The 24,493-nt window shown below is 64.7% G+C and carries 20 protein-coding genes and 1 riboswitch; of the genes, 4 read left to right on the forward strand and 16 right to left on the reverse strand.

Features of this window, described 5'->3' with window-relative positions:
- Window positions 1-114: 114 nt before the first annotated feature.
- The 16 genes from ASD07_RS15270 to cobT form a co-directional block, all read right to left on the reverse strand.
- Window positions 115-1,986, reverse strand: coding sequence for a reverse transcriptase family protein (locus tag ASD07_RS15270; RefSeq protein ID WP_055931906.1), 1,872 nt, complete (start codon window positions 1,984-1,986; stop codon window positions 115-117).
- A 307-nt stretch (window positions 1,987-2,293) separates the two neighbouring features.
- Window positions 2,294-3,934: an SWIM zinc finger family protein gene (locus ASD07_RS15275; protein ID WP_055931908.1), complete on the reverse strand. Its 1,641-nt coding sequence runs from the start codon at window positions 3,932-3,934 to the stop codon at window positions 2,294-2,296.
- Window positions 3,931-7,035 carry a hypothetical protein gene (locus ASD07_RS15280; protein ID WP_055931911.1) on the reverse strand — a complete coding sequence of 1,035 codons (3,105 nt, stop codon included), beginning with the start codon at window positions 7,033-7,035 and terminating at the stop codon, window positions 3,931-3,933. Before ASD07_RS15280 ends, ASD07_RS15275 begins: the two co-directional genes overlap by 4 nt.
- A gap of 85 nt (window positions 7,036-7,120) precedes the next feature.
- Window positions 7,121-8,563 carry a cobyric acid synthase gene (locus ASD07_RS15285; RefSeq protein WP_055931914.1) on the reverse strand — a complete coding sequence of 481 codons (1,443 nt, stop codon included), beginning with the start codon at window positions 8,561-8,563 and terminating at the stop codon, window positions 7,121-7,123.
- Window positions 8,560-9,438, reverse strand: a complete 879-nt coding sequence (locus ASD07_RS15290; RefSeq protein ID WP_055931956.1) for a cobalamin-binding protein — start codon at window positions 9,436-9,438, stop codon at window positions 8,560-8,562. Before ASD07_RS15290 ends, ASD07_RS15285 begins: the two co-directional genes overlap by 4 nt.
- Window positions 9,435-10,415, reverse strand: coding sequence for a threonine-phosphate decarboxylase CobD (gene cobD, locus ASD07_RS15295; RefSeq protein WP_055931917.1), 981 nt, complete (start codon window positions 10,413-10,415; stop codon window positions 9,435-9,437). Before cobD ends, ASD07_RS15290 begins: the two co-directional genes overlap by 4 nt.
- Window positions 10,408-11,382: an adenosylcobinamide-phosphate synthase CbiB gene (gene cbiB, locus ASD07_RS15300; protein ID WP_055931959.1), complete on the reverse strand. Its 975-nt coding sequence runs from the start codon at window positions 11,380-11,382 to the stop codon at window positions 10,408-10,410. Before cbiB ends, cobD begins: the two co-directional genes overlap by 8 nt.
- A gap of 2 nt (window positions 11,383-11,384) precedes the next feature.
- Complete coding sequence (gene cobU, locus ASD07_RS15305) at window positions 11,385-11,936, reverse strand: bifunctional adenosylcobinamide kinase/adenosylcobinamide-phosphate guanylyltransferase (protein WP_055931920.1); 552 nt, start codon at window positions 11,934-11,936, stop codon at window positions 11,385-11,387.
- Window positions 11,933-13,225, reverse strand: a complete 1,293-nt coding sequence (locus ASD07_RS15310; protein ID WP_055931923.1) for a cobyrinate a,c-diamide synthase — start codon at window positions 13,223-13,225, stop codon at window positions 11,933-11,935. The genes cobU and ASD07_RS15310 overlap by 4 nt, the downstream gene beginning before the upstream one ends.
- The gene (cobO, locus tag ASD07_RS15315) at window positions 13,219-13,821 is read right to left on the reverse strand and encodes a cob(I)yrinic acid a,c-diamide adenosyltransferase (protein WP_055931927.1); all 603 of its coding nucleotides are present in this window, start codon (window positions 13,819-13,821) and stop codon (window positions 13,219-13,221) included. The genes ASD07_RS15310 and cobO overlap by 7 nt, the downstream gene beginning before the upstream one ends.
- On the reverse strand, window positions 13,818-14,588 hold the full coding sequence (locus ASD07_RS15320; RefSeq protein ID WP_055931930.1) for an ABC transporter ATP-binding protein: 771 nt from the start codon (window positions 14,586-14,588) through the stop codon (window positions 13,818-13,820). The genes cobO and ASD07_RS15320 overlap by 4 nt, the downstream gene beginning before the upstream one ends.
- Before the next feature lies 1 nt (window position 14,589).
- Complete coding sequence (locus tag ASD07_RS15325) at window positions 14,590-15,612, reverse strand: iron ABC transporter permease (RefSeq protein ID WP_055931931.1); 1,023 nt, start codon at window positions 15,610-15,612, stop codon at window positions 14,590-14,592.
- A 19-nt stretch (window positions 15,613-15,631) separates the two neighbouring features.
- Window positions 15,632-17,470, reverse strand: a complete 1,839-nt coding sequence (locus ASD07_RS15330; protein WP_055931934.1) for a TonB-dependent receptor domain-containing protein — start codon at window positions 17,468-17,470, stop codon at window positions 15,632-15,634.
- A gap of 68 nt (window positions 17,471-17,538) precedes the next feature.
- Window positions 17,539-17,760: riboswitch (cobalamin riboswitch) on the reverse strand.
- Window positions 17,755-18,294 carry a histidine phosphatase family protein gene (locus ASD07_RS15335; protein WP_055931936.1) on the reverse strand — a complete coding sequence of 180 codons (540 nt, stop codon included), beginning with the start codon at window positions 18,292-18,294 and terminating at the stop codon, window positions 17,755-17,757. It overlaps the preceding riboswitch by 6 nt.
- Window positions 18,285-19,052 (reverse strand): adenosylcobinamide-GDP ribazoletransferase, encoded by a 768-nt coding sequence (locus ASD07_RS15340; RefSeq protein ID WP_055931939.1) that lies wholly within the window; start codon window positions 19,050-19,052, stop codon window positions 18,285-18,287. The genes ASD07_RS15335 and ASD07_RS15340 overlap by 10 nt, the downstream gene beginning before the upstream one ends.
- Before the next feature lie 6 nt (window positions 19,053-19,058).
- Window positions 19,059-20,093, reverse strand: a complete 1,035-nt coding sequence (gene cobT / locus ASD07_RS15345; protein ID WP_055931942.1) for a nicotinate-nucleotide--dimethylbenzimidazole phosphoribosyltransferase — start codon at window positions 20,091-20,093, stop codon at window positions 19,059-19,061.
- Between the two features lie 20 nt (window positions 20,094-20,113).
- Here cobT and ASD07_RS15350 point away from each other — a divergent pair, with 20 nt between their 5' ends.
- Genes ASD07_RS15350 through ASD07_RS15365 form a run of 4 tightly spaced genes read left to right on the forward strand, consistent with a single transcriptional unit; the run spans window position 20,114 to window position 24,421 of the window.
- Complete coding sequence (locus ASD07_RS15350; protein WP_055931945.1) at window positions 20,114-20,803, forward strand: response regulator transcription factor; 690 nt, start codon at window positions 20,114-20,116, stop codon at window positions 20,801-20,803.
- Window positions 20,790-22,034 carry a HAMP domain-containing sensor histidine kinase gene (locus ASD07_RS15355; protein WP_055931947.1) on the forward strand — a complete coding sequence of 415 codons (1,245 nt, stop codon included), beginning with the start codon at window positions 20,790-20,792 and terminating at the stop codon, window positions 22,032-22,034. The genes ASD07_RS15350 and ASD07_RS15355 overlap by 14 nt, the downstream gene beginning before the upstream one ends.
- Before the next feature lie 46 nt (window positions 22,035-22,080).
- A complete protein-coding gene (locus ASD07_RS15360) occupies window positions 22,081-23,706 on the forward strand; it encodes a phosphoethanolamine transferase (protein ID WP_055931950.1) in 1,626 nt (541 codons plus the stop codon).
- The gene (locus tag ASD07_RS15365) at window positions 23,696-24,421 is read left to right on the forward strand and encodes a phosphatase PAP2 family protein (protein WP_229207161.1); all 726 of its coding nucleotides are present in this window, start codon (window positions 23,696-23,698) and stop codon (window positions 24,419-24,421) included. The genes ASD07_RS15360 and ASD07_RS15365 overlap by 11 nt, the downstream gene beginning before the upstream one ends.
- Window positions 24,422-24,493 lie beyond the last annotated feature (72 nt).

The following is a 24,493-nucleotide window of genomic DNA, read 5'->3' on the forward strand; positions in this document are numbered from 1 at the left end:
GCGCCGATGATAGTGCTGCAACCAGTGTGAAAGTAGGTTATCGTCAGGCTCTTATTAGAAAAGCCCGCTAGGCATGTGCCAGCGGGCTTTTTGCTTTTGTTTTCGCCCCTGTGCTTATCGCAATAAGGCGCCGACCAGCACCGCTATGAACATGGCGCCGAAGTAGCGCAGCCACTTTGCGTTGTAGTTCTTCCAGGCTGGTACGGCCAGCATTACTGCGACGACAAACGGCAATGGCGTGTGGAAGTTCAGGCACAAGGTGATGGCGAAGTAGACCTGGATGATGATGGCTACCCAAGGGCGCCCGGTGAACGTCCCGCGGCCACCGCGCGCCGCTGCCGGCGCCTCTGCAGCCGGCCTTGCAGTCGGCCGCGAAGGGCCGCTCGTCGGCGTAACTACCTTTTTCCTGGCCGCGGTTTTTTCCTGCGTCAGTTGTTGCTGTGTTTTTTCCAGCTCGGGCGCCGGCGCTGCCGCGGCTTGCCAGAATCCGGCCCATGGCTCCTTTCCTTGCGCCGACAAGGCGCGGAAACCGCTGCTGCGGCGCGCGGCTGGCGTGCCGGCAGCGGGGGCCAGTGCCAGCCATTTCGCGCGTACTGCGCGTACCTGCTGCAGCAACGGTCCCCCCTTCGCGCCATCGACCATCCTGATGAACTGAGCGTAGCCTTCCAGCGCATCGATGACGTTTTCATTGCCGTTCCACTGCTTGCCGGCTGGCCCGTCCTTCTCGACCTGAAATAAAGTGGCACGGAAGCGGCGCAAGGTGTCGCGGTCAAGGGACAGCTTCTTGTTGACCACGATGCCGGTGACGCTCTGGCATTGCGCATCCCTCATGACATGCTGTTTTTCAGGGTGGGGCGTAAAGCCCTCGTCGGCAATGATCTGTTTGACGCGCCATAGCAACTTGCCTGCAAGCTTGCGCGCGGCGGCATCGCCGGAGAAGGTCAGGTCATCGGCATAGCGGGTATAGGCGAAGCCCAGCTTGGCGGCGCAGCTTTGCACGCGCGCGTCGAGGCGGCGGCACAGGATGTTGGTCAATGCCGGACTGCTTGGCGCACCTTGCGGCAGTGCGCGCTCGCCGATCGCGACGAAGAATCTTTCGCCGTCCACGCTGACTTCTTCAACTGGCGTTTCCGTGCAAATCAGTCCAAGCGTAGTTGCCAGTTGTTCGCTATAGCCAAGCTCCCGGAACACGCCTTTGATGCGCGGCAGGCTGATCGAAGGGAAGAAATTCTTCAGGTCGAGGTTGATCACCACCGCCTTGCCCACGTGGGGCTGGGCGTTGCTGACGATGGAGCGGCCCGGGATGAAACCGTGCGCAGCATCGTGCAGTGGCACCTTGCCAAGGATGTTGTCCAGCACCCAGTACTGCAGGCGTTTCACGCGCGGCATCGGCGCAGAGATGATCCGTTCGCCGCCGGTTTTCTTGGGCATGGCGAAACGGCGGTAATGGCTGATGCGCGATACGCGTCGCTCGAAACTCAGGAAGCGCAGCTCGGGCAGGGTAATGCCCATGGCGGTCGCAAGTTCGCTCGCGTTGTTCAGCGTCGGCAGCGACCAGCGCGCCAGCTTTTCGGCATTGCTTTCTGCCTGGTTCAAGCCGGCGGAAACGCCTGCGCCCAGGTAAAGCAGCTCGGTCGACTGGCGCTGGTGCCAGGCCGTCGCACGTTCAAAGCGTTCGCGCGCGCGCTTTTGGCGCGTTTCCTCGCGGCGTTGCCGGGCTTTGGCCAGGCGCTCCTTGCGCATGGCCTTGAGTGCCTGTTCCGGGTCCTGGATGGTGCGTAGTTCCTGCCCAAGGCGATTCAGCGCGCTACTGAGTTCGGCCTCGCGTTTGACGACTTCTTCCAGCTCGCTGGGCTGGCCGGTATTGGCGGGCCAGAAGCCAAGGCGCTGCATCTCACCCAGCACGACTTCCTGGCGCGAGCTGTTACGCAGGCGTTCCATCAATTCGGCGCGGGTCGTGACTGGCTTGGATTCGGTGGCGCTCATTGCACGGCCTCCTTGCGAGGCGAGCGCGAAAGATGCAAGCACGGCGGGATTGTCATCGAAGAGCCTTTAAGACTGGAGCGCTCCACTCGATGCCATACGACACCGGTGCCGCGAATGGACTGCAGGGCAGTCACACCGTCTTGCGGCACCGGTGTCAGTATGGCACTGTGAAGAGCGTGCCAGTGGCGCATGGGAAGAGCTGAATACGAGAACGGCGATCCGCCGTTCGGGTTGCAAGAGCCATCCCGCCGTGTTTGCTGAATCGAGTATATCAGTTCATTTGCTTTTTTCATATCAATCGTCATCCTCAAGCCGCCTGCTGCCGCGACATGCGCAGCGCGAGCATGTGCGCGCAAGGACCTTTGTGCATGCGGTTGAATGTGAAGAAGTTGCACTGGCAGGCGCCATCGACGATGCGTTCGTCGGCATCGAGCCGCAGCATGACCTGGTACTGGCGATCGCCTTGTCTGGCTTGTGCACTCAGGCGGATGCCGCCGTCGGCCACCGCTTCGACTGAATGGTTGCTCATCGCGTGCAGTGCGACCAGCTTCCAGGCCTCCTCTTCCTCGGGACTGGCGAAGCGCAGCGTATCCAGCGGCAGCGGGTCGCGCGCCAGTTCCCGCAGGCGGTAGACTTCATTCACCAGGTCGTAGACCACGCGGCCGGCTTGCGTGTACAGCGTCAGCGCGCGTTCCACCATCATGCGATCGAGACCGGTGTCGAGGGACAGTTGGGCGCTGGTGGCGAACCAGCGCTTGCCCAGCGCTTTGAAAACCTTTTCCTTGCTGTCGTTGTCGATCTCGCCGCGCGGCGCCAGCAAGTCGAACTGGCCGGCGTGCGACCAGTCGTTGGCGGTCCAGCCGGAGAGGCCAAGCGTGAACTGCATGTCGGGCAGATTGGCGATCCAGAAGCTGGGCAGGCCGCTGCCCATCAAGTGCACCGTGAAGCTTTGGGCGACCGGTATCAGGCGTTCAAGCAGCATCAGGCGGCGGCGGCCCCAGACGCGAACTTCTTCCGCCACGTTGCCGCGATAAATGGAGCGGCGGCAGACCACTTCTTCATTCCACGGTTCGAACAGTGCGCGCACCGGTTCTCCCGGCGCCAGCACGAAACGGATCGAGCGCGGGCCGACGCGTTCTTTCTTGCGCCGCATCTGCAGGCAGAAGTTGTGCACGTCCATCGGATGCAGGTCCAGCCGGCGCGCAACCATGTTCATCGCGCTGCTTACCTGCAGGAAGCCGCGTACCCAGGTGTCCGGCACATCAATCTTCTCTTCGATGAACTCGGGATCGTCTGCGGTCTTGACCTGGAAGCCGCTCGGGTCGATCGACAGCCTGGTACTTTTGTAGTCGCGGATCTTCTGGAATTCGCCGTACAGGCTTTCCGAGTAGTCGATATTGGTGGTGCCGCAAGCGAAGTCGCCGATATGGTCGAACACGTTGTGGCTGCAACTGAGCGAGGCGTAGCTCGATTCGTCGCGGCTGAAGCACTCGAAGAATACGCGGTCCGGATGCACGGTGATCACCGGGTCTAGCGCGATCCACAGTTCACGGTTGGTCTGGTACAGGTAGTTGTAATACCTGGACTGTGCCTCGTAGAAGGGCTTCATCAGCTTCGACTTGCGCTCGCGCAGTGCGCGCAGTTCGGTTTGCAGCGGCTGCAACTGTTCTTTCAGCTCGCTGCCGCGGGCCTGGAACTGCGCCAGCATCATGCTTTCGTTTTGCGCTGCCCATTCCTTGTAGGCTGTCTTGTCTTTTGGCTGGTAGCGCTGGTCGGCAATCACCACGTCGTGCAGCGCGGAGATCGCCTCGCGGAAGGGGATGTGCTTGTTGATGTCGGCGACGAAGTAGGTCGGGGCGCGCAGGGTGTCCGGCACGAAGCGCATATCGGTCGATGCCGCGCTGTTGCTGACGTAAGTCTCGCCGTAGTAGCGGTACTGGAATCTCATGTCTTGCTTCCCCGGCCGGCGATGGCCGCCGGCGTGTGGATCGTGATGGCTGCCGGCAGTTCCGGATAACGCTGCTGGATGGCGCGCAGGCCTTCGATGTATTGCGACTTATCGGCGATGGCGACGGTGAGCACCTGGCGCGCAAATATCCTGGCGACAAAGCCGGCGATGTCTTCCGAGAGTTCTGCCTGCGCGCGCAGGAAGGCTTGCACCCTGCCTTTTACGACGCGGCCGCGGTTCACTTGCGACAGGACGTTGAGGAAGTAGGGTTCCATGCGCTGCAGCTTGAGCACGTCGCCGGCGCAGGCGCTTTCCAGCCAGGAGCTGACGAAGAGCTGCATATTGGCGGAAGGGTGCTGGCTCAGTTTATCCAGCAGCTCGGTCACGTCGCCGTCATCGAAATGCCTTGTGATCATGGCGCGGCCGAAACGTTGCGCGGCCGGATCCTGGTGATCGCACAGGTTCACCAGCAGCAGCGGCGTCCAGTCGTCGCGTGTGCAGGAATCGGTAAAGAAGGCCGTGGCGAACTCGCGGCTGTCGTCGAAGCGGCTGTCGAAGATGCGCAATGCTGCTTCCATCTGGCCCCGCACGCGCTGCGGGTCGGAGCGGTAAGCCTCGAATGCCCATTGCCGGACGCTGGCTATCGGGTTGCGGCCGAAGGATGCCCAAGCCGCGACGTCGAACTGCCCGCTGCTGAAGCGGGGCAGCAAGCGCGAGCCGAGAAGCAGGGCGCCCTTGCTGCGTGCTGCCAGCAGGCGCACCAGCAATGCGGTATCGGCCAATTGTGCTTCGTCCTTCAACGGCCCGGTTACCCAGGCCACCAGGTCGGCGTGCATGCCCTCGCCGGTTTCGCTGCGGAACAAGGCGTCGAGCAGCCCTTCCAGCAAAGTATGGCGGAAGCCGGCATCGGCGGAGCTCAGGCGCTGGACGACCGGATCGACGCCACGCCTTACGCTAGCCTCCGCGCTGGTGGCGAAGGCGATGATCAGGTCCGATTGCGCGGCCAGTACCTGGTCCGGCAGCATGCCGAACAGGCGCACGGCGGCACCGCGCACTTCGGCGTCTTCATCCTTCAGAAGCATGGCCAGCTTGGAACCGGGCAGCATGCCGGTGGGTGCCGGATGCAGTATCAGCCACTGGCAGGCCAGCAGGCGCACTGCAGCCAGCGCATGGCCAAGCAGCTGCAGCAGGCGTTCATAGGGCGCGCCGGCAGCGGCATCTCGCAGCGAATTCTCGATCAGCCAATGCAGGTCGGCGCCGATTTCCGGCACCGTATTACGCGCATCGTCGATATCGGCGCAGTTGTCCAGCCAGTCCAGCAGCTGCATGACGATAGCCGGCGCCTGGCCCGGCAAGGTGGCTGCGACCTGGCACAGCATGCGGCCCTGGCGGCGTACCGCCTCCAGCGGCGCGCAGGCGACGGCTGCGACCAGCAGCGGATCGGCAGCGTAGTGCAGCGGGTCGCGCACGATGCAGTCCAGTGCGTACTGGGTCGCTTCCGGCAGGGTGCACTGGATCAGCAATAGCAGCCATTCGGTCGGCGGAATGCCCGGCTCGAAGCGTCGGCGCGCTGTCTGGAAGGCAAAGCGCGCCGTCGACAGGTAGGGGCTGCGCAGCAGCTCGCGGATCACGTTCATTTCCAGCGCTGCGCAGAAGGCCTGGTTGTCGGCCATCGCGCGCGCCGCGAATTCATGCACACCGCCGCAGCGGCTTTGCTGCATCAGCGCAAGCAGGGCCTGCGGCTGCGCGTCCCACAGTTCGGGGAATGCTTCCTGGCGCCTGTCATCGGGCTGGATAGGGTGGAGCTGGTACCAGCTGGTGCCAGGGCGGTTGCTGAGCCAATGGCCGCGTGCGCGCAGCATGCGGTTGAAGACCATCCAATGGCTATAGCTGTCGTAGTACCGGCCGCCGCGCGAACTCGGCTGGCCGGCGTCGCTGTCGTCCATCGCGGCCAGCATGCCGAGCGCGATCTGGATGTAGCCCGGGTCGCGGTCCTGCGCCAGGCTGCGCAGGGTGCGCCAGCCGCGCCGGCGCAGGTAGTCGCGGGTGCGTACGCCGTAAGCCACCTTGCTGTCCGGGCGCGACGCTTCCTCCGCATACTTGGTGTAGGCGCGGCGCACGTAGACCCACTGGCTGCTGCTGGTATGGGTATCGGTGTCAAAGCGCTGCTGGAGCAGGCCAAACAGCTCGGCATCGCCGGCCATTTCCGCAGCTTTGTAGATGTGGCGTACGGCGCGGAAGGTCCCGGCGCGCAAGCGCATCCGCTTCAGGTGGATACGCAGGATGCGGCGCGCCAGCGGCTGGCTGAGGGCTACCTGATGCAGCTGCTCCAGCCAGTCCGATTTCGACAAGCCTTGCCAATCGTCGTCGCCGTTAGCGATCGACAGCAGTTTTTCTTCGTCCTGCTGGTCCCAGGCGCTGCGCAGGGCGGCCGGCCAGTCGGCCAGCAGGCGGGAAGCGTGTGCCTGTCGCGCGCCACCATCAGCCAGCATCAGCCAGGCTTGCAGGGCAATGCGGCGCACGGCATCGGTGCGGCCGCGCGCGTGCAGCTCCTGCATGGCGATGGCGGCACCGGTGTCGCCGCAGCGGCCGATGGCCCAGGCCAGGCAGTAGTCCTGCATGGCGTCGCCGCGTGCGATCAGGTCGACCATGGTGGGAACGGCGCCACGCAGGCGGCGCTCGCCAATGCGCCAGATGATACGGTTGCGGTGGTGCTGGTCCAGGTTTTTCCAGTTCCCGGCCTGCAGTTGCTGCAGCAGCGCGACGGCAGCGGGATCGGATGGGGTTTGTGCCGGAGCCGGGGCATTTGCCGCGCTTTGCGGCACGGCAGGTTCCGGGGCGGATGCCGGATCGCTGAATCCTTGCGCGGCGCGCTCGATCAGCGCCAGTTCGAAGAGGGTTTCCGCGGCTTGCCAGTCGACCGGCTGTGGTGTGCGCGTGCTTTCGCGCCATTCTTCGCCGGTGCGGCCCTGGCGCAGGTTGACCAGGTAGCGGACCGGTGAGCCTCCCACGGAGCCTGCCACCTCGCATAGCTCGATCTCGCAATGGATGGTGGCGTCTTTTTGCCTGCGAACCAGGCTGCTTTTCCGAATCAGCTTCACTGTAGTGCGTGCCTTGACTTGAAATGCGGTTACTCACCAGGACGATGGTAGCCAATCCTGAAAGTGTTTGCAAATAAAGCAATGCCTACATTGGCTTGAGCAGCGCTTCCATCAATGGTTCGCAGGCGGCGGCGAGCGTGTCCAGGCTAGCTTCGCGCAAGGCATTGGTGTCGACGGTTTGCTGCGTCGCCAGGCCGGCCCAGTGCAGCAAGGCGCGGCCGGCTTGCGGGTGGTCGAACAGGCCATGCAGGTAGCTGCCGAGCACCTGGCCATCGGCGGAGATGGCGCCCTCCGGCCGGCCGTCGATGAAGAAGGCCGGTTGCGCCAGGGCGGAACCGGTCGAGACGCCCATGTGGATCTCATAGCCGCTGACGGGTGCATCGTCGAAAGCGCATCGGCCGCTGACTTGCGCCAGGCGTTTGTCGCGCGTGAGCGCTGTCTGCAGGTCCAGCAGGCCCAGGCCTTCTTCGCTGCCGGCCCGGCCTTCCACGCCGTGCGGATCCACCACCTGCGTACCCAGCATCTGGAAGCCGCCGCAGATCCCGATCACCTTGCCCCCGTAGCGCAGGTGGCGCGCAATCGCCTGCGGCCAGCCGCCTTCTTTCAGCGCGGCCAGGTCGTCGCGCGTGTTCTTGCTGCCGGGGAGGATGAGCAGGTCGGCCGGCGGGATCGCTTCGCCTTTGCGCACAAAGCGCAAGTCCACGCCGGGATGGGCGCGCAGCGCATCGAAATCGGTATGGTTGCTCATGCGCGGCAGGCTTGGCACCACCACGCGGAAGGCTCCGCGTTCGGCCTGCACCGCCTGCACCGCGTCTTCGGCATCGAGGTAGAGGCCGTGCAGGTAGGGCAGCACGGCCAGTACCGGCTTGCCGGTCTGCTGCTCCAGCCAGTCCAGTCCAGGTTCCAGCAGCTTGATGTCGCCGCGGAAGCGGTTGATGACGAAGCCGATGATGCGATTGCGCTCGCTTTGGGACAGGCAGGACAGGGTGCCGACAATATGGGCGAAGACGCCGCCGCGGTCGATATCCGCGCACAGGATGACGGGGCAGTCCACCGCTTCCGCAAAGCCCATATTGGCGATGTCGCGGTCGCGCAGGTTGATTTCGGCTGGGCTGCCGGCGCCTTCCACCACCACCGTTTCGTATTGCGCCAGCAGGCGCTGGTGGGATTCCAGCACGGCCGCCATGGCGATGGTCTTGTATTGGTGGTAGTCGCGCGCATTCATGTCGCCGCGCACCTTGCCGTGGATGATGACCTGGGCACCGATGTCGCTGCTTGGCTTGAGCAGCACCGGGTTCATGTCGGTATGCGACGGGATGCCGGCGGCTATCGCCTGCAGCGCCTGGGCGCGCCCGATTTCGCCACCGTCGATGGTGACCGCGCTGTTGAGCGCCATGTTCTGCGGCTTGAAGGGCGCGACGCGCACGCCGCGCTGCTTGAGCAGGCGGCACAGGGCGGCGACGATGGTGCTCTTGCCAGCGTCGGACGTGGTGCCCTGGACCATCAGGGTGCGGTAAGGGAAGTTCATTTTGCGGGGCGGTGCTTGCGGGCTTCTTCCAGCTTTTCGCACAGTACGGCGGTGCCGGCGATCATGCGCGGGCCGGCGCGATTGAGCAGGCTGCCGTCGATCGTGAACAGGTTGTCCTGGCGCGTCGCTTTGAATGTCTTGAAGGGCCGCCAAAGGTTGACGCCACCGTAGTCTTTTTCCGCCGTGGCGAAGACTGCTTCGGGATCGGCTTCCAGTACGGCCTCGACACTGACTACTGGCGCTGTCACTTTCTGGTCGGCGAAGATGTTCTGGCCGCCGCATACTTTCAGCGCGTCGCTGACGATGTGCTCACCGTTCAGCGTGTAGAGCGGCTTGTCCCATACCTGGTAGAAGGTGCGCACCGGCGGGCGCGCGGCATATTGCGTGCGCAGGGCGGCCAGTTTCTGGCGCAATTCCCTGGCGGCGGCGTTGGCGGCGGGCTCGGTGCCGAGCAGCTTGCCCATCTTTTCCAGGTTGTCGGCAATCTGGTCCAGCTTCTTCGGCTCACTGTGGAAAATAGGGATACCGAGCTCGCGCAGTTGATCGATCTGGCGCTCGGAGGTGCCATGGCGCCAGACGACCAGCAGGTCCGGCTTCATTGCCAGCAGGCGCTCCATGTCGACCTGGCGATTGTCGCCGACGCGTGGAACCTGTTTGGCGGCTTCCGGATAGTCGCTGTAGCTGACCGCCCCCACGATCTTCCTGGCACCGCCGGCTGCGAAAAGCAGCTCCGTGACGTGCGGCGCCAGTGCGACTACACGCTCTGCAGGCTTTTGCAGGGTGACCGGTTTGCCGTCGTCGTCATTGACGGTGATGGCGGCGTGCGCAGGGAATTGGGAGGCGCACAGCGCGAAAAGCAGCAGGTATCGTTTCATCGGTTGGTCCATTCATTCAATGCCAGTTCAAGGCGATGCCAGCCTGCTTCGTCAGCAGGCAGCCCGAGGCGGATGCCGCGCGCCGCTTCGCGGAACAGGCGTACCCAGATGCCGCGGCGCGCCATGTGGTCGTGAAATTCTTCGGCACGCGCTTCCGGCCACCATTGGAACAGTGCCGTGCCATTGCTGGCGATGCCGTGACCGGCCAGCAGCTGGCGCAGGCGGGTACCGGCCGCGTGCAGTGCTTCTTGCGTAGCGTGCTGCCAGGCGCTGTCCACGAGCGCAGCGCGCGCCACTTGCTGAGCCGGTCCACTGACGGCCCAGGGGCCCAGCATATCCGCCAGCGGCGCCAGGATATCCCCGCTTGCGGCGACGAAGCCGAGGCGCACGCCGGCCAGGCCGAAGAACTTGCCGACTGAGCGTAGCACGATCAGGCCAGGAACCTGCGTGGAGCCGGCGAGGCTTTGGGCGCCGTCGGTGTCGGCAAAGGCTTCGTCGATTATCAGCCAGCCGCCGCGTGCCCGCAGCACTTCGGCCCACTGCAGCAGTGTTTCGCGCGGCACGACCGCACCGGTGGGATTGTTCGGGTTGCAGACCACCACTACGTCGGCAGTGGAGACTGCGGCGCCAAGTTCGCTGTAGGGAACGGCGCTGGTGTGGTGGCCATGCTGCGACCAATGGTGCAGGTGTTCGGCGTAGCTCGGGCTGGCGACTGCCACGCGCGATGGCGGCCGCAGGCGGGGCAGGGCCTGGATTGCCGCTTGCGTGCCGGCTACTGCCAGCATGCGCGGCGCACCGTAGTAGCGCTGCGCAGCTTCCAGCAGGGCCGGGTCGTGTTCGGGCAGGCGGTGCCAGGCATCGATGGCCAGAGCTGGCGCTGGGTAGCCATTGGGATTCAGGCCGGTCGACAAGTCGAGCCAGTCGTTGCGGCCGTAGCGTTGCGCTGCCTCGCGCAGTTTGCCGCCGTGTTCAAGCATGATGTACTCCGTAGGAGATGGCCAGCAATATGGCCAGCCATAGCCCGGTCGTATTGCGCACCAGGTGCCAGGCGCGGGGGATGTCGGCGGCTGACGCCTCGTCGCCCTGGCCCAGCGGCGGCCGTTGTTCGATTTCGCCGCCGTAGCTTGCGGCACCGCCCAGTTGCAGGCCGAGCGCGCCGGCGCCGGTGGACATGACCGGGCCCGCATTGGGACTGCTCCAGGCCGGGGCTTGCCTGCGCCAGCAGGCCAGTGCGCGGCGCGTACCGCCTGCACCCGGTGCCAGCAGGGCGTAGCTGATTGCTGTCAGGCGTGCCGGCAGGTAGTTCAGTGCGTCGTCAATGCGGGCGGCGCTGCGGCCGAACAGGTTGAAGCGTTCGGTGCGGTAGCCCCACATGGCATCAAGCGTGTTCGCCAGGCGGAACATCAGGGCGCCGGGGCCGCCGGCGATGGCGAACCAGAACAAGGTTCCGAAGACTGCGTCGTTGCCATTTTCCAGCATTGACTCAGTAGCTGCTTTGGCGAGGTCGGATTCTGTGGCATGCCCGGTGTCGCGGCTGACGATGCGCGCAGTCAGGGCACGTGCGGCTGCCAGATCGCCGGCCTGCAGTGCAAGCCAGATGGGGAGCATGTGGTCGCGCAGGCTGCACAGGCCGAGGCAGAAGTAGAGGAGTATCGCGTGCAGGGCCGTTTGTGCCGCAGGCGGCAGGGACTGGGCGCAGAGCCAGGCTGCGAGCATGGTGAGCGGCAGCACGGCAAGCGCCCAGGCCAGCGCACCGCGGATAAAGCGGGCGAAGGGCGCAGCCGGCTTGGCGGCGCGCGGATTCAAGCGTTTTTCGATGGCGCTGGCCAGGCGGCCGAAGCCCACCAGCGGATGGAAGCGCGACACTTCGCCGAGCAAGGCGTCGAGCAGCACTCCAGCCAGCAGCGCGCCTGCGAATATGGTCCAGTCCAGGCCTGCCAGCAGCATCACGTGTCTTTCAGCATCAGCGGCAGGCCGGCCGCGACAAAGGCGACCCGGTCGCAGGCAGCTGCAACCGACTGGTTCAGGCGTCCAGCCTCGTCGGCATAGCTGCGCGAGACAGCTCCCCAAGGCACGATGCCCATGCCGACTTCATTCGATACCAGCACCACGTCGCCGCGTTCGACTGCCAGCTCGTCCAGCAAGGCAGCGCGCTGCTCGTGGAAGCGCGCCGGCAGCTCGATCGTGCCGACCTCCGGGTACCGCGTGCCGTCGCAGAACATCAGGTTGGACAGCCACAGCGTCAGGCAATCGACCAGCAGCAGGCGGTGCGGCGCGCGCCATTCGGCCAGGACTGCGGCAAGGGCGACCGGTTCTTCCACGGTGTGCCATTGCTGCGGGCGCTGTGCGCGATGCTGGGCGATGCGGGCCGTCATTTCAGCGTCGCCCGCGGCAGCGGTGGCGATGTAGACCACCTCCTTGCCGGAAGCCGCAGCAATGCGTTCGGCATGGGCGCTCTTGCCGGAGCGCGCACCACCGAAGACCAGGGTGCGGCTCATGCTGCGCTCCGCGAAAACATGGCTGCCACAGCGGCTGGATTGGATGGGAAGTAGGCGTGGAAGTAGGAGGCCTGCAGCGATCCTATGCGGTAGACTGCTTCGCCTGCGGCACCGCTGGGGTGTTTTTGCGTTGTCGCGGCAGGCGGCACCCCGGTTTCCAGGCGGGAATAGTGGAAGGTATGGCCGCGCAACGGGCCCTGCGCCGTAGGCATGGCCTGCGCACCCAGGCCGGCAAGCCGGGCTTGCATGGCGACCTTGCCGGGCAACAGGCCGGCCATAGGCCAGTCATTGCCCTCCTTGTCCTGCAGCGATTCGGCAAGGGCCATCATGCCGCCGCATTCGGCCACGATCGGCAAGCCGTCGGCATGCGCGGCGCGCAGCGAGGTTTGCCAGCGCCGGCCTGCGGACAGCCCGGCACCGTGCAGTTCAGGGTAGCCGCCCGGCAGGTAGACGGCCGTGGCCTGGGGTGGCACCGGCTCGTCGGCCAGCGGGGAAAAGTAGTCAAGCTGCGCCCCCAGCGCTTCCAGCGTCGACAGGTTGGCAGGGTAGAGGAACATGAAGGCCGCATCGCGCGCGACGGCGATGCGCGCACCGTCGAGCAGCCGCACGGCCGGAGCGTCATTGGCGCCGGGCGCTATGCGCGCTGCCGGCAACGCGTCCCATACCGCAAGGTCAAGCGTCAACTGGTCAGCCAGCGTGTCGAGCAAGTCATCGAGGCCTGCGACTTCGTCCGGCAATACCAGACCCAGGTGGCGCTCGGGCAGCGAGGCCGCCTGCTTCGGCATGGTGCCCAGCAGGGGAATGTCGCGCAGCGAGGATGCCACCATGGCCGCGTGCCCCGCACTGGCAATGCGGTTCGCCACCACGCCAGCCATGGCAACCGGCCCATAGTCCCGCAAGCCGTGCACCAGCGCCCCGGCCGTTTGCGCCATGGCGCCCGCATCGATCACCGCCAGTACCGGCAGGCCGAATTCGCGCGACAGGTCGGCCGCGGAGGGCGTGCCGTCATACAAGCCCATCACGCCTTCCACCAGGATCGCGTCGGCCTGCGCAGCCGCTGCGGCCAGCAAGGCGCGGCAGCGTTCAGCGCCGACCATCCACAGGTCAAGCGATTCGACCGGGGAACCGCATGCCCGCGCCAGCACCATCGGGTCGATGAAATCCGGGCCGCATTTGAAGACCCGCACGCGGCGGCCTGCGCGGACCAGCTTGCGCGCCAGCGCCGCTGTGACGGTGGTCTTGCCTTGCCCGGAAGCCGCGGCGGCAATCAGGACGGCGCGGGCTACCATTCGGTGCCCGGCTGCGCCGCGATGCCGGCCTTGAAAGCGTGTTTGACCACGGTCATTTCAGTCACGGTATCCGCCACGTCGATCAGCTCCTGCGGCGCGGCGCGGCCGGTGACCACGGCGTGCTGCATTTCTGGCCGGTCCAGCAAATCGGCAATCACTTCGTGCACGTCCAGGTAGCGGTACTTGAGGGCGATGTTCAGTTCATCCAGCACCACCATGCCGTAGGACGGATCGCGCAGGAAGGCGCGCGCCTGCTCCCAGGCCTGCTGCGCCTTCTCGACATCACGCTCGCGGTTCTGGGTCTCCCAGGTATAGCCCTCGCCCATGGCGTGGAAGCTGCATTCTTCCGGGAAGCGGCGCAGGAACTGCTCCTCGCCGGTCGACATGGCGCCCTTGATGAACTGCACCACGCCTACCTTCATGCCATGCCCCATGGCGCGCATCGCCATGCCGAAGCCGCTCGAACTCTTGCCCTTGCCATTGCCGGTATTGACGATCAGGACGCCGATATTCTTGTCGGCTGCCGCGATCTTGGCGTCGATGATGGCCTTCTTGCGCTCCATGCGGTCGCGGTGGCGGTCGTTGATGTCGCTCATTGGGGGCTCCCGGGAATGAAGATGGTACGCTCGCCGTGGCGAACGATTTCGATTGGATGGTCGAGGTATTCGCTCAGGACAGGCGGCTGCATGACCTCTGCGACCGGCCCGGCCAGCCAGCGCCCGTCGCCCATCAGCAGCAGTGCGTGCGAAGAAACGCTGTGCGCCAGCGTCAGGTCATGGCCGACAATTACCACGGTCTTGCGCTGTTCGCGGCATAGCTTGGACAGCAGCGACATCACGCTGACCTGGTGCGCCAGGTCGAGCGCATTGGCAGGCTCATCCAGCAGCAGCAGGGGGGTATCCTGCGCCAGCATGGCGGCGATTGCCACGCGCTGGCGCTCGCCGCCGGACAGCGTGCGCACGTCGCGCGCTGCCAGGTGATCGACTTCCATCGCGGCCAGTGCTGCAATCGCGGCATGATGGTCGTCGCTGTTTTCCCAATACCGGTTATCGTGGTAGGGATGGCGTGCCGACAGCACGGTTTCGATCACCGAGTATGAGAAAGCATCGCTGCGCGCCTGCGCCAGGAAAGCGCGCTTGAGCGCCAGTTCCTGCAGCGGCCATTCGCCCAGCGCGCGGCGGTCGATGCTGACATAGCCTGCTTCCGGCTGGCGCAGGCCGGCCAGGGTGCGCAGCAAGGTGCTTTTGCCGGCGCCGTTGCGGCCGATCACGCTCCAGCATTCGCCATCGCCGACCTGCCAGTCCAGCTTATCGACCAGGATGCGCTTGCCCATGGCAAGGCGCAGTTGATGGGTGCCGATCATCTTATTTCCTCAGCCGGTGCAATTGGTACAGGAAGACCGGTGTGCCGACCAGCGCGGTCACTACGCCTGCCGGCAGCTGCTGCGGCGCGATGATGGTGCGTGCGACGGTGTCGGCCAGCACCAGGTAGGCGCCGCCTATCAAGGCGGCGCTCGGCACCAGCAAGCGGTGGTCCGGGCCCAGGGCGAAACGGCAGGCGTGCGGCACGATCAGGCCGACAAAGCCGATGCTGCCGGCTGTGGTGACGGCGCTGGCGGTCAACAGGCCGGAACAGAAGAACAGGCCCTTGCGCAGGGCCCCGACGCGGATGCCCAGCGTGGCTGCCGCTTCGGCATGCAGCGCCATCACGTTCAGCGAACGCGCTACGCGCAAGGAAAACGCCAGCCCACCGGCCAGTACGATCCACGGCAGCCAGCGGATCGGGGAGCCGGACAGGTCGCCGATCAGCCAGAACACCATGGTGCGCAGGCGGCTTTCCGGGGCGATCGACAGCATCAGGGTGACCACGGCGATGCAGCCGGAAGACAGGATCACTCCGGTCAACAGCAGCAGGGCCGTCCCGCCTTCCGCCGCGGTGCCGCCGCGCAGGTCGCGCCGCGCCAGGAAGTACAGCATCATCGATACCACGACCGCGCCGGCGAAGGAGGCGGCATCCACCATCCACGCTGCGCACATGAACAATAACGCCGCCAGGGCGCCGACCGAGGCGCCCGACGAAATGCCCAGTACATAAGGGTCGGCCAGCGGGTTACGCAGCAAGGCCTGCATCATCACGCCAGCCAGCGACAGCGAAGCGCCGGTGACGAAAGCCGTAGCGGCCCGTTCGGCGCGCAGGCCAAGCAAATGGCCGGGCAAGGAGGCAGGCTGGCCGCTGATGAATTCCTTCAGCGCCCCAGGCATGTCGGCCAGCGGAATACTGACCGATCCGATCATGCCGGCAGCCACCAGGCTGGCCAGCGATAACAGCAGCAGCAGGATGATGACGGTAACGGCGCGCAGGCGCAGGTTGGCGGAAAGAGGATGCATAACGGGCAGCTTATCTCATTTATTTGTAGCTGTAGCGCAGGCCGGCATACACGGCGGAACCGGCGGTGGCGTAGTTGCGCGCCAGTTCATGGTGTTTGTCGGCCACGTTGTTCAAGCGCAGGGTGGCGGTCCAGGAACGGTCGAATTCCCAGGCCGCATACAGGTTCAGCAAACCATAGCCGCCCAGGCGGTTGCGGTTGGCCGCGTCGTCGAAGCGATAGCTGGACACCTGCCATTCGGCGCCGGTATTCAGGTTGCCCGCAGTATATTCCAGCGCCACATTGCCGTGGCGCCTGGCGCGGCGCACCAGCAGCTTGCCGCTGCCGTCGTCTTGCGGATTTTGCAGGTCTGCGCTGGCGGACAGCGTGAAGCTGTTGCCCAGTTGCTGGCGTGCCGACAGCGAAATGCCTTCCAGCGTGGCCTGGTTGACGTTGTAGGCGCAGCCGTTGCGGAAGCCGGGCCGTGGGCAAGGCGTGGTGTTTACCAGCAGGTCGGTCAGCTTGTTGCGATAGGCGACAGCACCCAGTGCGGTGCCGCCCTGCTCGAAGTGGATGCCGATCTCGCGGTTGCGACCCTGTTCCGGACGATTGGCCGGCAAGCCGTAGCCTGGGTAGTACAGCTCATTGAAGGTCGGCGCCCGGAAGCTGCTGCCATAGCTGGCGTTGACGCGCAGCCCTGGCGTGAAGCGGTAGCCGTAGCCCAGCGAGCCGGTGCGCTTTGAACCATACTGAGAGCTGTCGTCATTGCGGGCGGCTGCGGCCAGCAGATGCTCGCCGCGCTTCATGTTGTAGCTGGCAGCCCAGGAAGTGGTACTGCGCTCGCGTACCAGGGCTGCGGTATTGGATTCGATTTCTTCCTTGCGATGTTCGGCCAGCAGCTGCAGGCTATCGGATCCCAGCGCAATATCGTTCTGCCAGCTGTATTGGGCCTGCCTGGTGTCGATCTGGCTGGCGCTGGCGGTGAAGCTGCCGGACTTGTCGCGCGATTGCGCAGCTTGCGTCGTCATCTGCCACACGTCGCTCAGGCGATTGCGCGAATAAACCGCGACTGTGTCAATCTTTTGCGTGCTCCATGCGCGTACCTTGCTGCCGCTGTCGAAGCCCGCTTCCTGGTCGCTATGCAGGAACAGAGCGCCCAGTTCGTGGCCGCGCGCGACCTGCCATGCCAGCTGCCCATTGGCGTGTTTGCGCTCGTAGCCGTCGTCGTCCTTGTTGTAGCTGGTGCTTGCCGGCAGAGTCGCGGAGAAGCCGTGGGAGCGTTCCTTGCCCGCGCTGAGCGCGTAATTGAAGGCGCCGGCGCTGCCGGAAATACCAGCGCTGCCGGAACGCGTACCGTAAGTACCTGCCAACACGCTGGCATCCAGCGCCAGGCTGCCCTGGCCTTTCCTGGTGAAGATCTGCACCACGCCGCCGATAGCGTCGGCACCGTACAAGGTGCTCAGCGGGCCGTAGACGACCTCGATATGGTCCACCGCGCCCAGCGGAATCGCGTTCCATGCCGCCGCGCCGCTGCTGGCGGACCCGATGCGCACGCCGTCGACCAGTACGATGACCTGGTTGCCGTTGGAGCCGCGCAGGAAAACGCTGGCGTTGGTGCCGGGGCCGCCATTGCGGGTAACTTCGATGCCGCGCTGGCGCTGCAGCAATTCAGTGATGGAGCCGGCGCCGCTGCGCGCGATTTCTTCGGCGCCGATGGCCAGCGTGTCGCTGATGATGTCGCGCGCTGCCTGCGGCGTGCGGGTGGCGGTGACCAGCACGGAATTCAATACCGGAACCTGGGTTTGTGCCTGGACGGCAGGTGCGGCAACGGCCAGTGCCAGCGACGCGAGGGCCGCTTGCCGTGTGACGGGAAAAGACATGACAACTTTCTTAACGGGCCGCCGGCCCACGTCCCCGTAAGCCGGCATGAACAGGAACGGGCGCAGGGCGCGTTCCCACCTGGTCTGGCCGGTATCCGGGCTGGCAAGTCTGGCGGCCTGGCCTTCCCATGCTTTCGCACAGTGGCCGGGAGGTCGCTGCCGCACATTGAAGGCGGCACTTGCTTACCGTTGCGGGGGCAGCACACGTTGGCTGTCAGGGACAGCGCCGTGTTTCCCGTTTAACTGCATTCGAGAATTCGATTGCGGGCACCAAAACCCCGCCATTATACGGGCTTGGCGGGCCAGGACAAGCGAAGGATCTCGCAATACTTGATGTGGTTTGGCTTGGCGGCCGCCTGTTGCAGGGGCTCGCCGGCGGCGATGGCAGCCATCAAGCGGATGGTGCCGGCGTGGCAGACCACGATGGCGTCGTGCTGTAGCGCGTCGAGGAAGGATTGCACCCGGCCGGCCACTTCGCGCACGGTTTCGCCGCCGCCGGGGCGGTAGCCGAGCAGGTCGGCGGCCCAGGCATCGACCTCGGCGCGTGCGATGTCGGGCCAGCTGCGCAGTTCCCAAGTGCCGAAATTCATTTCCATCAGGCGTGCGTCGGGCGCGAAGGCGCCCAGCAGGGAGGCCAGGGCAGTGCAGCGTTGCAGGGGACTTGAATACAGGCGATAGCCCCGCGCCAGGACATCGGCCAGTTGCGGTGCCAGCGCGGCGTAGCCGGCGGCGAGGGCGTCCGCCGCCGCCGGGATGTCGCTGCTGCCGTAGCACACGCCGGATGCGACGTCGGGCTGGGGGTGGCGGATAAGGATCAGTTCCACACGCAGGCCAGCACGCCGAGGTTGAACACGGCTTCCGTCAATTGCTGGACGGCGCCGAGGCAGTCGCCGGTATAGCCGCCCAGGCGCCGCTGGAATTTGCGTGCCAGCCAAAACGTTGCCAGCAGCATGCCGGCCAAGCCGGCGCCCAGTGCGGCAGGCGACAGCCAGCCCAGGGCCACGGCACCCGCGGCCGGGAGGGCTGCGGTCAGCGCTGCGATGGCAAATTCGCCGTTGCGCATCTCCTGCGCCAGCGGCTTGGCCTTGCCCTCGGCCCGCGCATACTCCATGCGCCAGATCAGGGAGCAGGCCATGAGGCGCGACAGCGGGTGCGCCGCCAGCAGCGCGCCCAGCACCGCCAGCTTCGGCATGCTGGCCAGCGTCGCCACCTTGGTCGCCAGCATCAGGCCGATGCCGATGGCGCCATAGGCACCGATGCGCGAATCCTTCATGATTTCCAGAACGCGCTCGCGCGTGTGGCCGCCGCCAAGGCCGTCGCAGCTATCGGCAAACCCGTCCTCGTGGAAAGCGCCGGTGGCATAAATGGCGGCAGCGGTAGACAGCAGCACGGCAACCGCCGGCGGCAGCACGAATGCGGCCGCCGCGTAGACGCCCCCCGCAATCGCCGCCACCACCAGCCCTACAGCAGGGAAGTAGCGCGAGGCATGATGCAGCCAGTCCGGCTCGAAACCGACCCAGCGCGGAATAGGCAGGCGCGTGAAGAATTGCAGTGCAATGAAGAACAGGCGCAGCTGCTGCATGGGCGATTACTCGGACTTCTCGCTGACCTGGGCCGACTCGAAAGTCGCCATCTGGTTCAGGAAGTTGACGGCAGCGTGCAGCAGCGGCACGGCCAGCGCGGCGCCGGTGCCTTCGCCCAGGCGCAGGCCCAGGTCCAGCAGCGCGCGGCCGCCAAGGAAGTCCAGCATGCGCTTATGGCCATTCTCGTCGGAGCAGTGCGAGAAGACGCAGTAATCCAGGATTGCCGGCTGCACGCGGGAGGCCACCAGCAGGGCGCTGGTGACGATGAAGCCGTCAATCAGGAGTACCATGCGGCGTTCGGCGGCCTTCAGCATGGCGCCGGCCATCATCGCGATCTCCAGGCCGCCGAAAGTCGCCAAAGCCTGCAGGCCGCCCTGCGCATCCGCGTGCCGGGCCATGGCCGCTTCGATCACGCGTTGCTTGTGCAGCACGCCTTCCGGCGCCAGGCCGGTGCCGGCGCCGACGCAATCCGCCACCGGAATGCCGGTCAGGCGGTGCATCAGCGCTGCTGCGGCGGTGGTATTGCCGATCCCCATCTCGCCGAAGCCCAGCACATTGCCCGGCAATTCGGCTACCAGGTCCATGCCGCATTCGATCGCTTCCATGCACTGCTGCACCGACATGGCCGGCTGCTGTGCGAAATTGGCGGTGCCGGGAGCGATCTTGCGGTTGACCAGGCCTTCGCGCGGCCCGAAATCATGTTTGACGCCCGCATCCACCACCTTCAGCGAGCAGCCATTCTGGCGCGCGAAGACATTGATGGCGGCGCCGCCGGCCAGGAAGTTCTCCACCATCTGCCAGGTTACGTCCTGCGGGAAGGCGGAAATGCCTTCCGCCATCACTCCGTGGTCGCCTGCGAACACCAGGATGGCAGGCTCGCGCACCTGCGGGCAGGTGGTCTGCTGGATCATGCCGACCTTGTGCGCCAATCCCTCCAGCGCCCCAAGGCTGCCCTGCGGCTTGGTCTTGTTATTGATGGCGCGATCCAGTTGGGACGCGAGGGCTTCGTCTTTGAGCGGGGTGATGTGTGGGATAGTCATCGCGGAATTATAATGCCGGTATGCGCATACTTATCATTGAAGACAATAAGGATATTGTCGCCAACCTGTACGGCTTCCTTGAGCCCAAAGGATATGTACTGGATACGGCAGCCAATGGATACGGTGGATTGGCGCTGGCTACCGAGCATGAATACGATGCCGTCGTGCTCGACGTCATGCTGCCCGGCCTGAATGGCATGGAGCTGTGCCGCAAGCTGCGCGGCGAACTCGGGAAGGCCACGCCGGTTTTGATGCTGACTGCGCGCGACACGCTGGAAGACAAGGTTGCCGGCTTCGAGAGCGGTGCCGACGACTACCTGGTCAAGCCGTTCTCCCTGGTGGAACTCGAGATCCGGCTGCGCGCCCTGGTGCGGCGCGCGCGCGGCGCCCAGGCCGCAACACCGGTATTGCAGTTCGGCGATCTGACATTCGACACTGTCAATTACGAAGCGCGCCGCGCCGGCCGTCCCTTGGCACTGACCCGCACCGGCTACACCATCCTCAAGAGCCTGATGAAGGAAGCACCGCGCGTTGTGACGCGCGACGCGCTGGAGCACGACGTGTGGGGCGATGAGCGCCCCGACAGCGATGCGTTGCGTACCCATATCCATGCGCTGCGCCAGGCATTGGACAAACCTTATCCTTTTGCCATGCTGCGCACCATCCCGGGCATCGGCTACAAGCTGGTGAACACAGATGAAGAAAACTGATTCGCTGCGCCGGCGCATCATCGGCGCCTATATGACTTTTGCGATCGCGGTTTCCGCGGTGTTTGCCATTATTGCCGCCCTGGCAGTGGAAGGCATCGAGGAAAAGCTGGTTGACGAACGCCTGGAGGAAGTCGCGTTGTGGGCCGCGCCGCGCCATACCGGCGGCATGCCAGTCCAGATGCCGGCCGGCTTGTCATTCCATCATGGCGCCGACATCCCCCGTTCGCTGCGCGGACTGCCGCATGGGGTGCGTGAAATTACCGTCGACGGAACCGACCTGCATGTATTGGCCGGAAACGATGGGCATGGCGAATTCGTCGTAGTGGACCACGATAGCGAATATGAAAAAATCGAGATCGTCGTGTATTCGATGTTTGCTGCGGGTTTTCTTGCTTTCGTTGCCTGCTCGCTGCTGCTGGCGCGTTTCCTCGCCAACCGCATTGTCACGCCGATTACCTTGCTGTCGCGGGCAGTCGAAGAGCGCCAGGACCAACTGCCTTGCCTGGAACGTGACGATGAACTGGGCGTGCTGGCGCGCGCTTTTACCGGCCGCACAGGTGAACTCAAACAATTCCTTGACCGCGAGCGTTTCTTCACCGGTGACGTCAGCCACGAATTGCGCACGCCGCTGACCGTGATCAGCGGTGCTGCGGAAGTATTGATTGCGAATACTGAAGGCGAACCCGGGCTGCAGGCGCCGGCCGAACGGATATACCGCGCCGCGCGCGAAGCCAGCGATGTGGCGAGCGTGCTGCTGCGCCTGGCTCGCTCGCCGCAAGGCCTGGAGGCGCCGCCGCAGTCGGTGGCCGAGCTGGCGCAGTACGAAGCGGCCCGCTGCCAGGCGCTGGTGGCTGGCAAGCCTGTCGCCCTGCGCTACCTGGAAGGCGCCGACTTCACCGTACATGGCTCGCGCGAACTGCTGCAGGCAGCGATCGGCAACCTGCTGCGCAACGCTTGCGCCTACACGGAGCGGGGCGAAGTCGTGCTGCGCCTGGAACAGCGCTCTATCGTCGTGGAAGACACCGGCCCCGGCTTGCCGGCGGCGGCCATGGCGCGCCTGCGCGGCGAATCCGGCCCGGACGGCGATGGCGCCTCGTCGGGCACAGGTCTCGGCCTGGGGCTGGTGCAGCGCATTTGCAGCTACCTCGGCGCCGAGTTGCACGTTCAGCAACGGGAGGGCGGCGGCACCCGCTTCCATATCAGCTTCCCAGCCGATTTAACGCAATCTTAACGCCGTCTTTACATAGCCTTTACCAGACGCAAAGTATCGTGCGAGGATGAAATTTCCTCGCATTCGCTCCGCCTACCTTCCGCTTGCCACTGCTTCCTTCCTGGTCCTGATCTATAACATCAGTTTCTGGAAGAGCTTTGTGTCGGCCACAGGCGGGTTCCAGGCCTCCAACCTGCTGCTCTACCTGGGTTCCGCGCTGATGCTGGTCCTGTTGTTCAGCGGGGTGCTGGCGCTGGTGAACTTCCGCCGCCTGTTCAAGCCTGTGGTAATTGCGCTGTTGCTGCTGTCCTCCCTGACGGCCTATTTCATGTCCCAGTACGGCATCGTGGTGGATGCTTCCATGGTGCAGAACGTGGTGGAGACCGATGTGCACGAAGCGGGCGAGCTGTTTAGCTGGAAGCTGGTGCAATCCATATTGCTGCTTGGCGTAATCCCGTCCTGGCTGGTCTGGCGCCTGCCGGTGCGCTATGCGCCGCTGCGCCGCGAAGTGCTGGTCAATACCGGCCTGGTGGCCGGCTCGCTGCTGCTTGCCACTGGCCTGTTGTTCGTGTTGTTCAAAACCCTGGCGCCGGCCATTCGTGAGCATCGCGAACTGCGTTTCATGCTGACGCCTACCAACGTATTTCAGGCTACGAACAGCTACCTCAAACGTAAATGGGCGACTGCCACGGTGATCGCGCCTCTCGGCACGGATGCCGCCAGGGGCAGCTTGTGGGCGGCAGCCGGCAACAGCCAGCGCAGTGTGACCGTCATCGTGGTCGGGGAGACCGCCCGTGCCATGAATTTCTCGCTGAACGGCTATGAGCGCGAAACCAACCCGCGCCTGGCGCAAGTGCCGTCGCTGGTCAACTTCAATAATGTCAGCTCTTGCGGCACTGCCACCGCGGTCTCGGTGCCATGCGTGTTCTCCGACCTCACGCGAGAAGGTTATTCGGAAGATAAGGCGCGCAGCAAGGAAGGCTTGCTGGATGTGCTGCAGCATGCCGGATTGGAAGTGATCTGGCGCGACAATAATTCCGGCTGCAAGGGCGTGTGCGCCCGCGTGCGCTACGAAGACTTGTCCAAGCCGGTCGCCGGTAACCCGCTGTGCAATTCGGAAGAGTGCTTCGACGAACGCCTGCTTGAAGGCTTGCCGGACCTGATCCGCAACGCCAAAAAGGACCTGGTGATCGTGCTGCACCAGAAGGGCAGCCACGGCCCGGCTTATTGGAAGCGCTATCCGGACGAATTCAAGAAGTTTGGCCCGGTATGCCAGACCAATGAACTGGAGCAGTGCTCGCGCGAGCAGATCACCGCGGCCTACGACAACACCATCCTGTACACCGATTATTTCCTTGATAAGACCATCAAGGTGCTGAAAGAGACCGGCGTGCCGGCCTCCATGCTGTATTTCTCCGACCATGGCGAGTCGCTGGGCGAGAAGAATATGTACCTGCACGGGGCGCCGTATATCTTCTCGCCGGAAGAGCAGCGCAAGGTGCCAATGATGCTGTGGATGTCGGATAGCTTCAGCCAGCGCTTCCATGTTGACCGAAGCTGCCTCGCTGCACGTAGCAGCCAGCAGTTCTCGCACGATAACGTATTCCATTCCACGCTCGGCATGCTGAATGTGAGTACCGCGGTTTACAACCCCAAGTTAGATATGTTCCATGCGTGTATTGATGATGCTTAAGAATTCCCGGGGATTGCTGGCGCTGGCCGCGTCGGCAACCCTGATCCTGTGGATCGGCCAGTTCACGGATATTGACCTGCGCCTGGCCGATATGACCTTCGATCGGGCTCGCGGCGTGTTCCCTTTGCAGCACGCCTGGTTTGCCGAACAATTCAACCATGTGATCCTCAAAGCCGTCCTGTCATGCCTGGGCGGCGCCGCAGTGGTGCTGGCCTTGCGGGACGTCTGGCGGCCGCACCTGGACTGGGCGCCCGCGCGGCGCCTAGGGATGCGGGTACTTGCCATGTCGGCCATCAGCGTGCCGGTGGTGGTCAGCCTCCTGAAGCGTGCCAGCACGTCGCATTGCCCTTGGGACCTGGAACGTTACGGCAGCCACGCTCCATATATACGCTTGCTCGAATGGATGCCGGCCGGGATCGACGCAGGCCACTGCCTGCCTGGCGGACACGCGTCCAGCGCGCTGTGGCTGATCGCCATAGCGGCCTTCTGGTGGCCGGAGCAGCCACGCAAGGCCCTGGGTGTCGGCGCACTGATGATGGCATTCGCCTTGGGCGTCGGAATTATCCAGCAACTGCGCGGCGCCCACTTCCTTACGCACACCCTGTGGTCGGCCTGGATCGCTTGCGCAGTCGTGATGGCGAATTATTCCCTTGCAAAACGCCAGACGTTTGGTTATAGTTCTGTCCCTCGCAACGCAACACTGTTAAAACAGTAAGCGAAACGAGAAAAAGAAGGGGTTGACGAGTTGCACGCTGTACCGCATAATCTCGCTTCTCTGCTGCTGACG

Origin of the sequence: Duganella sp. Root336D2, assembly GCF_001425005.1 — a bacterium.
In the GTDB taxonomy this organism is placed as follows: Bacteria; Pseudomonadota; Gammaproteobacteria; order Burkholderiales; family Burkholderiaceae_D; genus Rugamonas.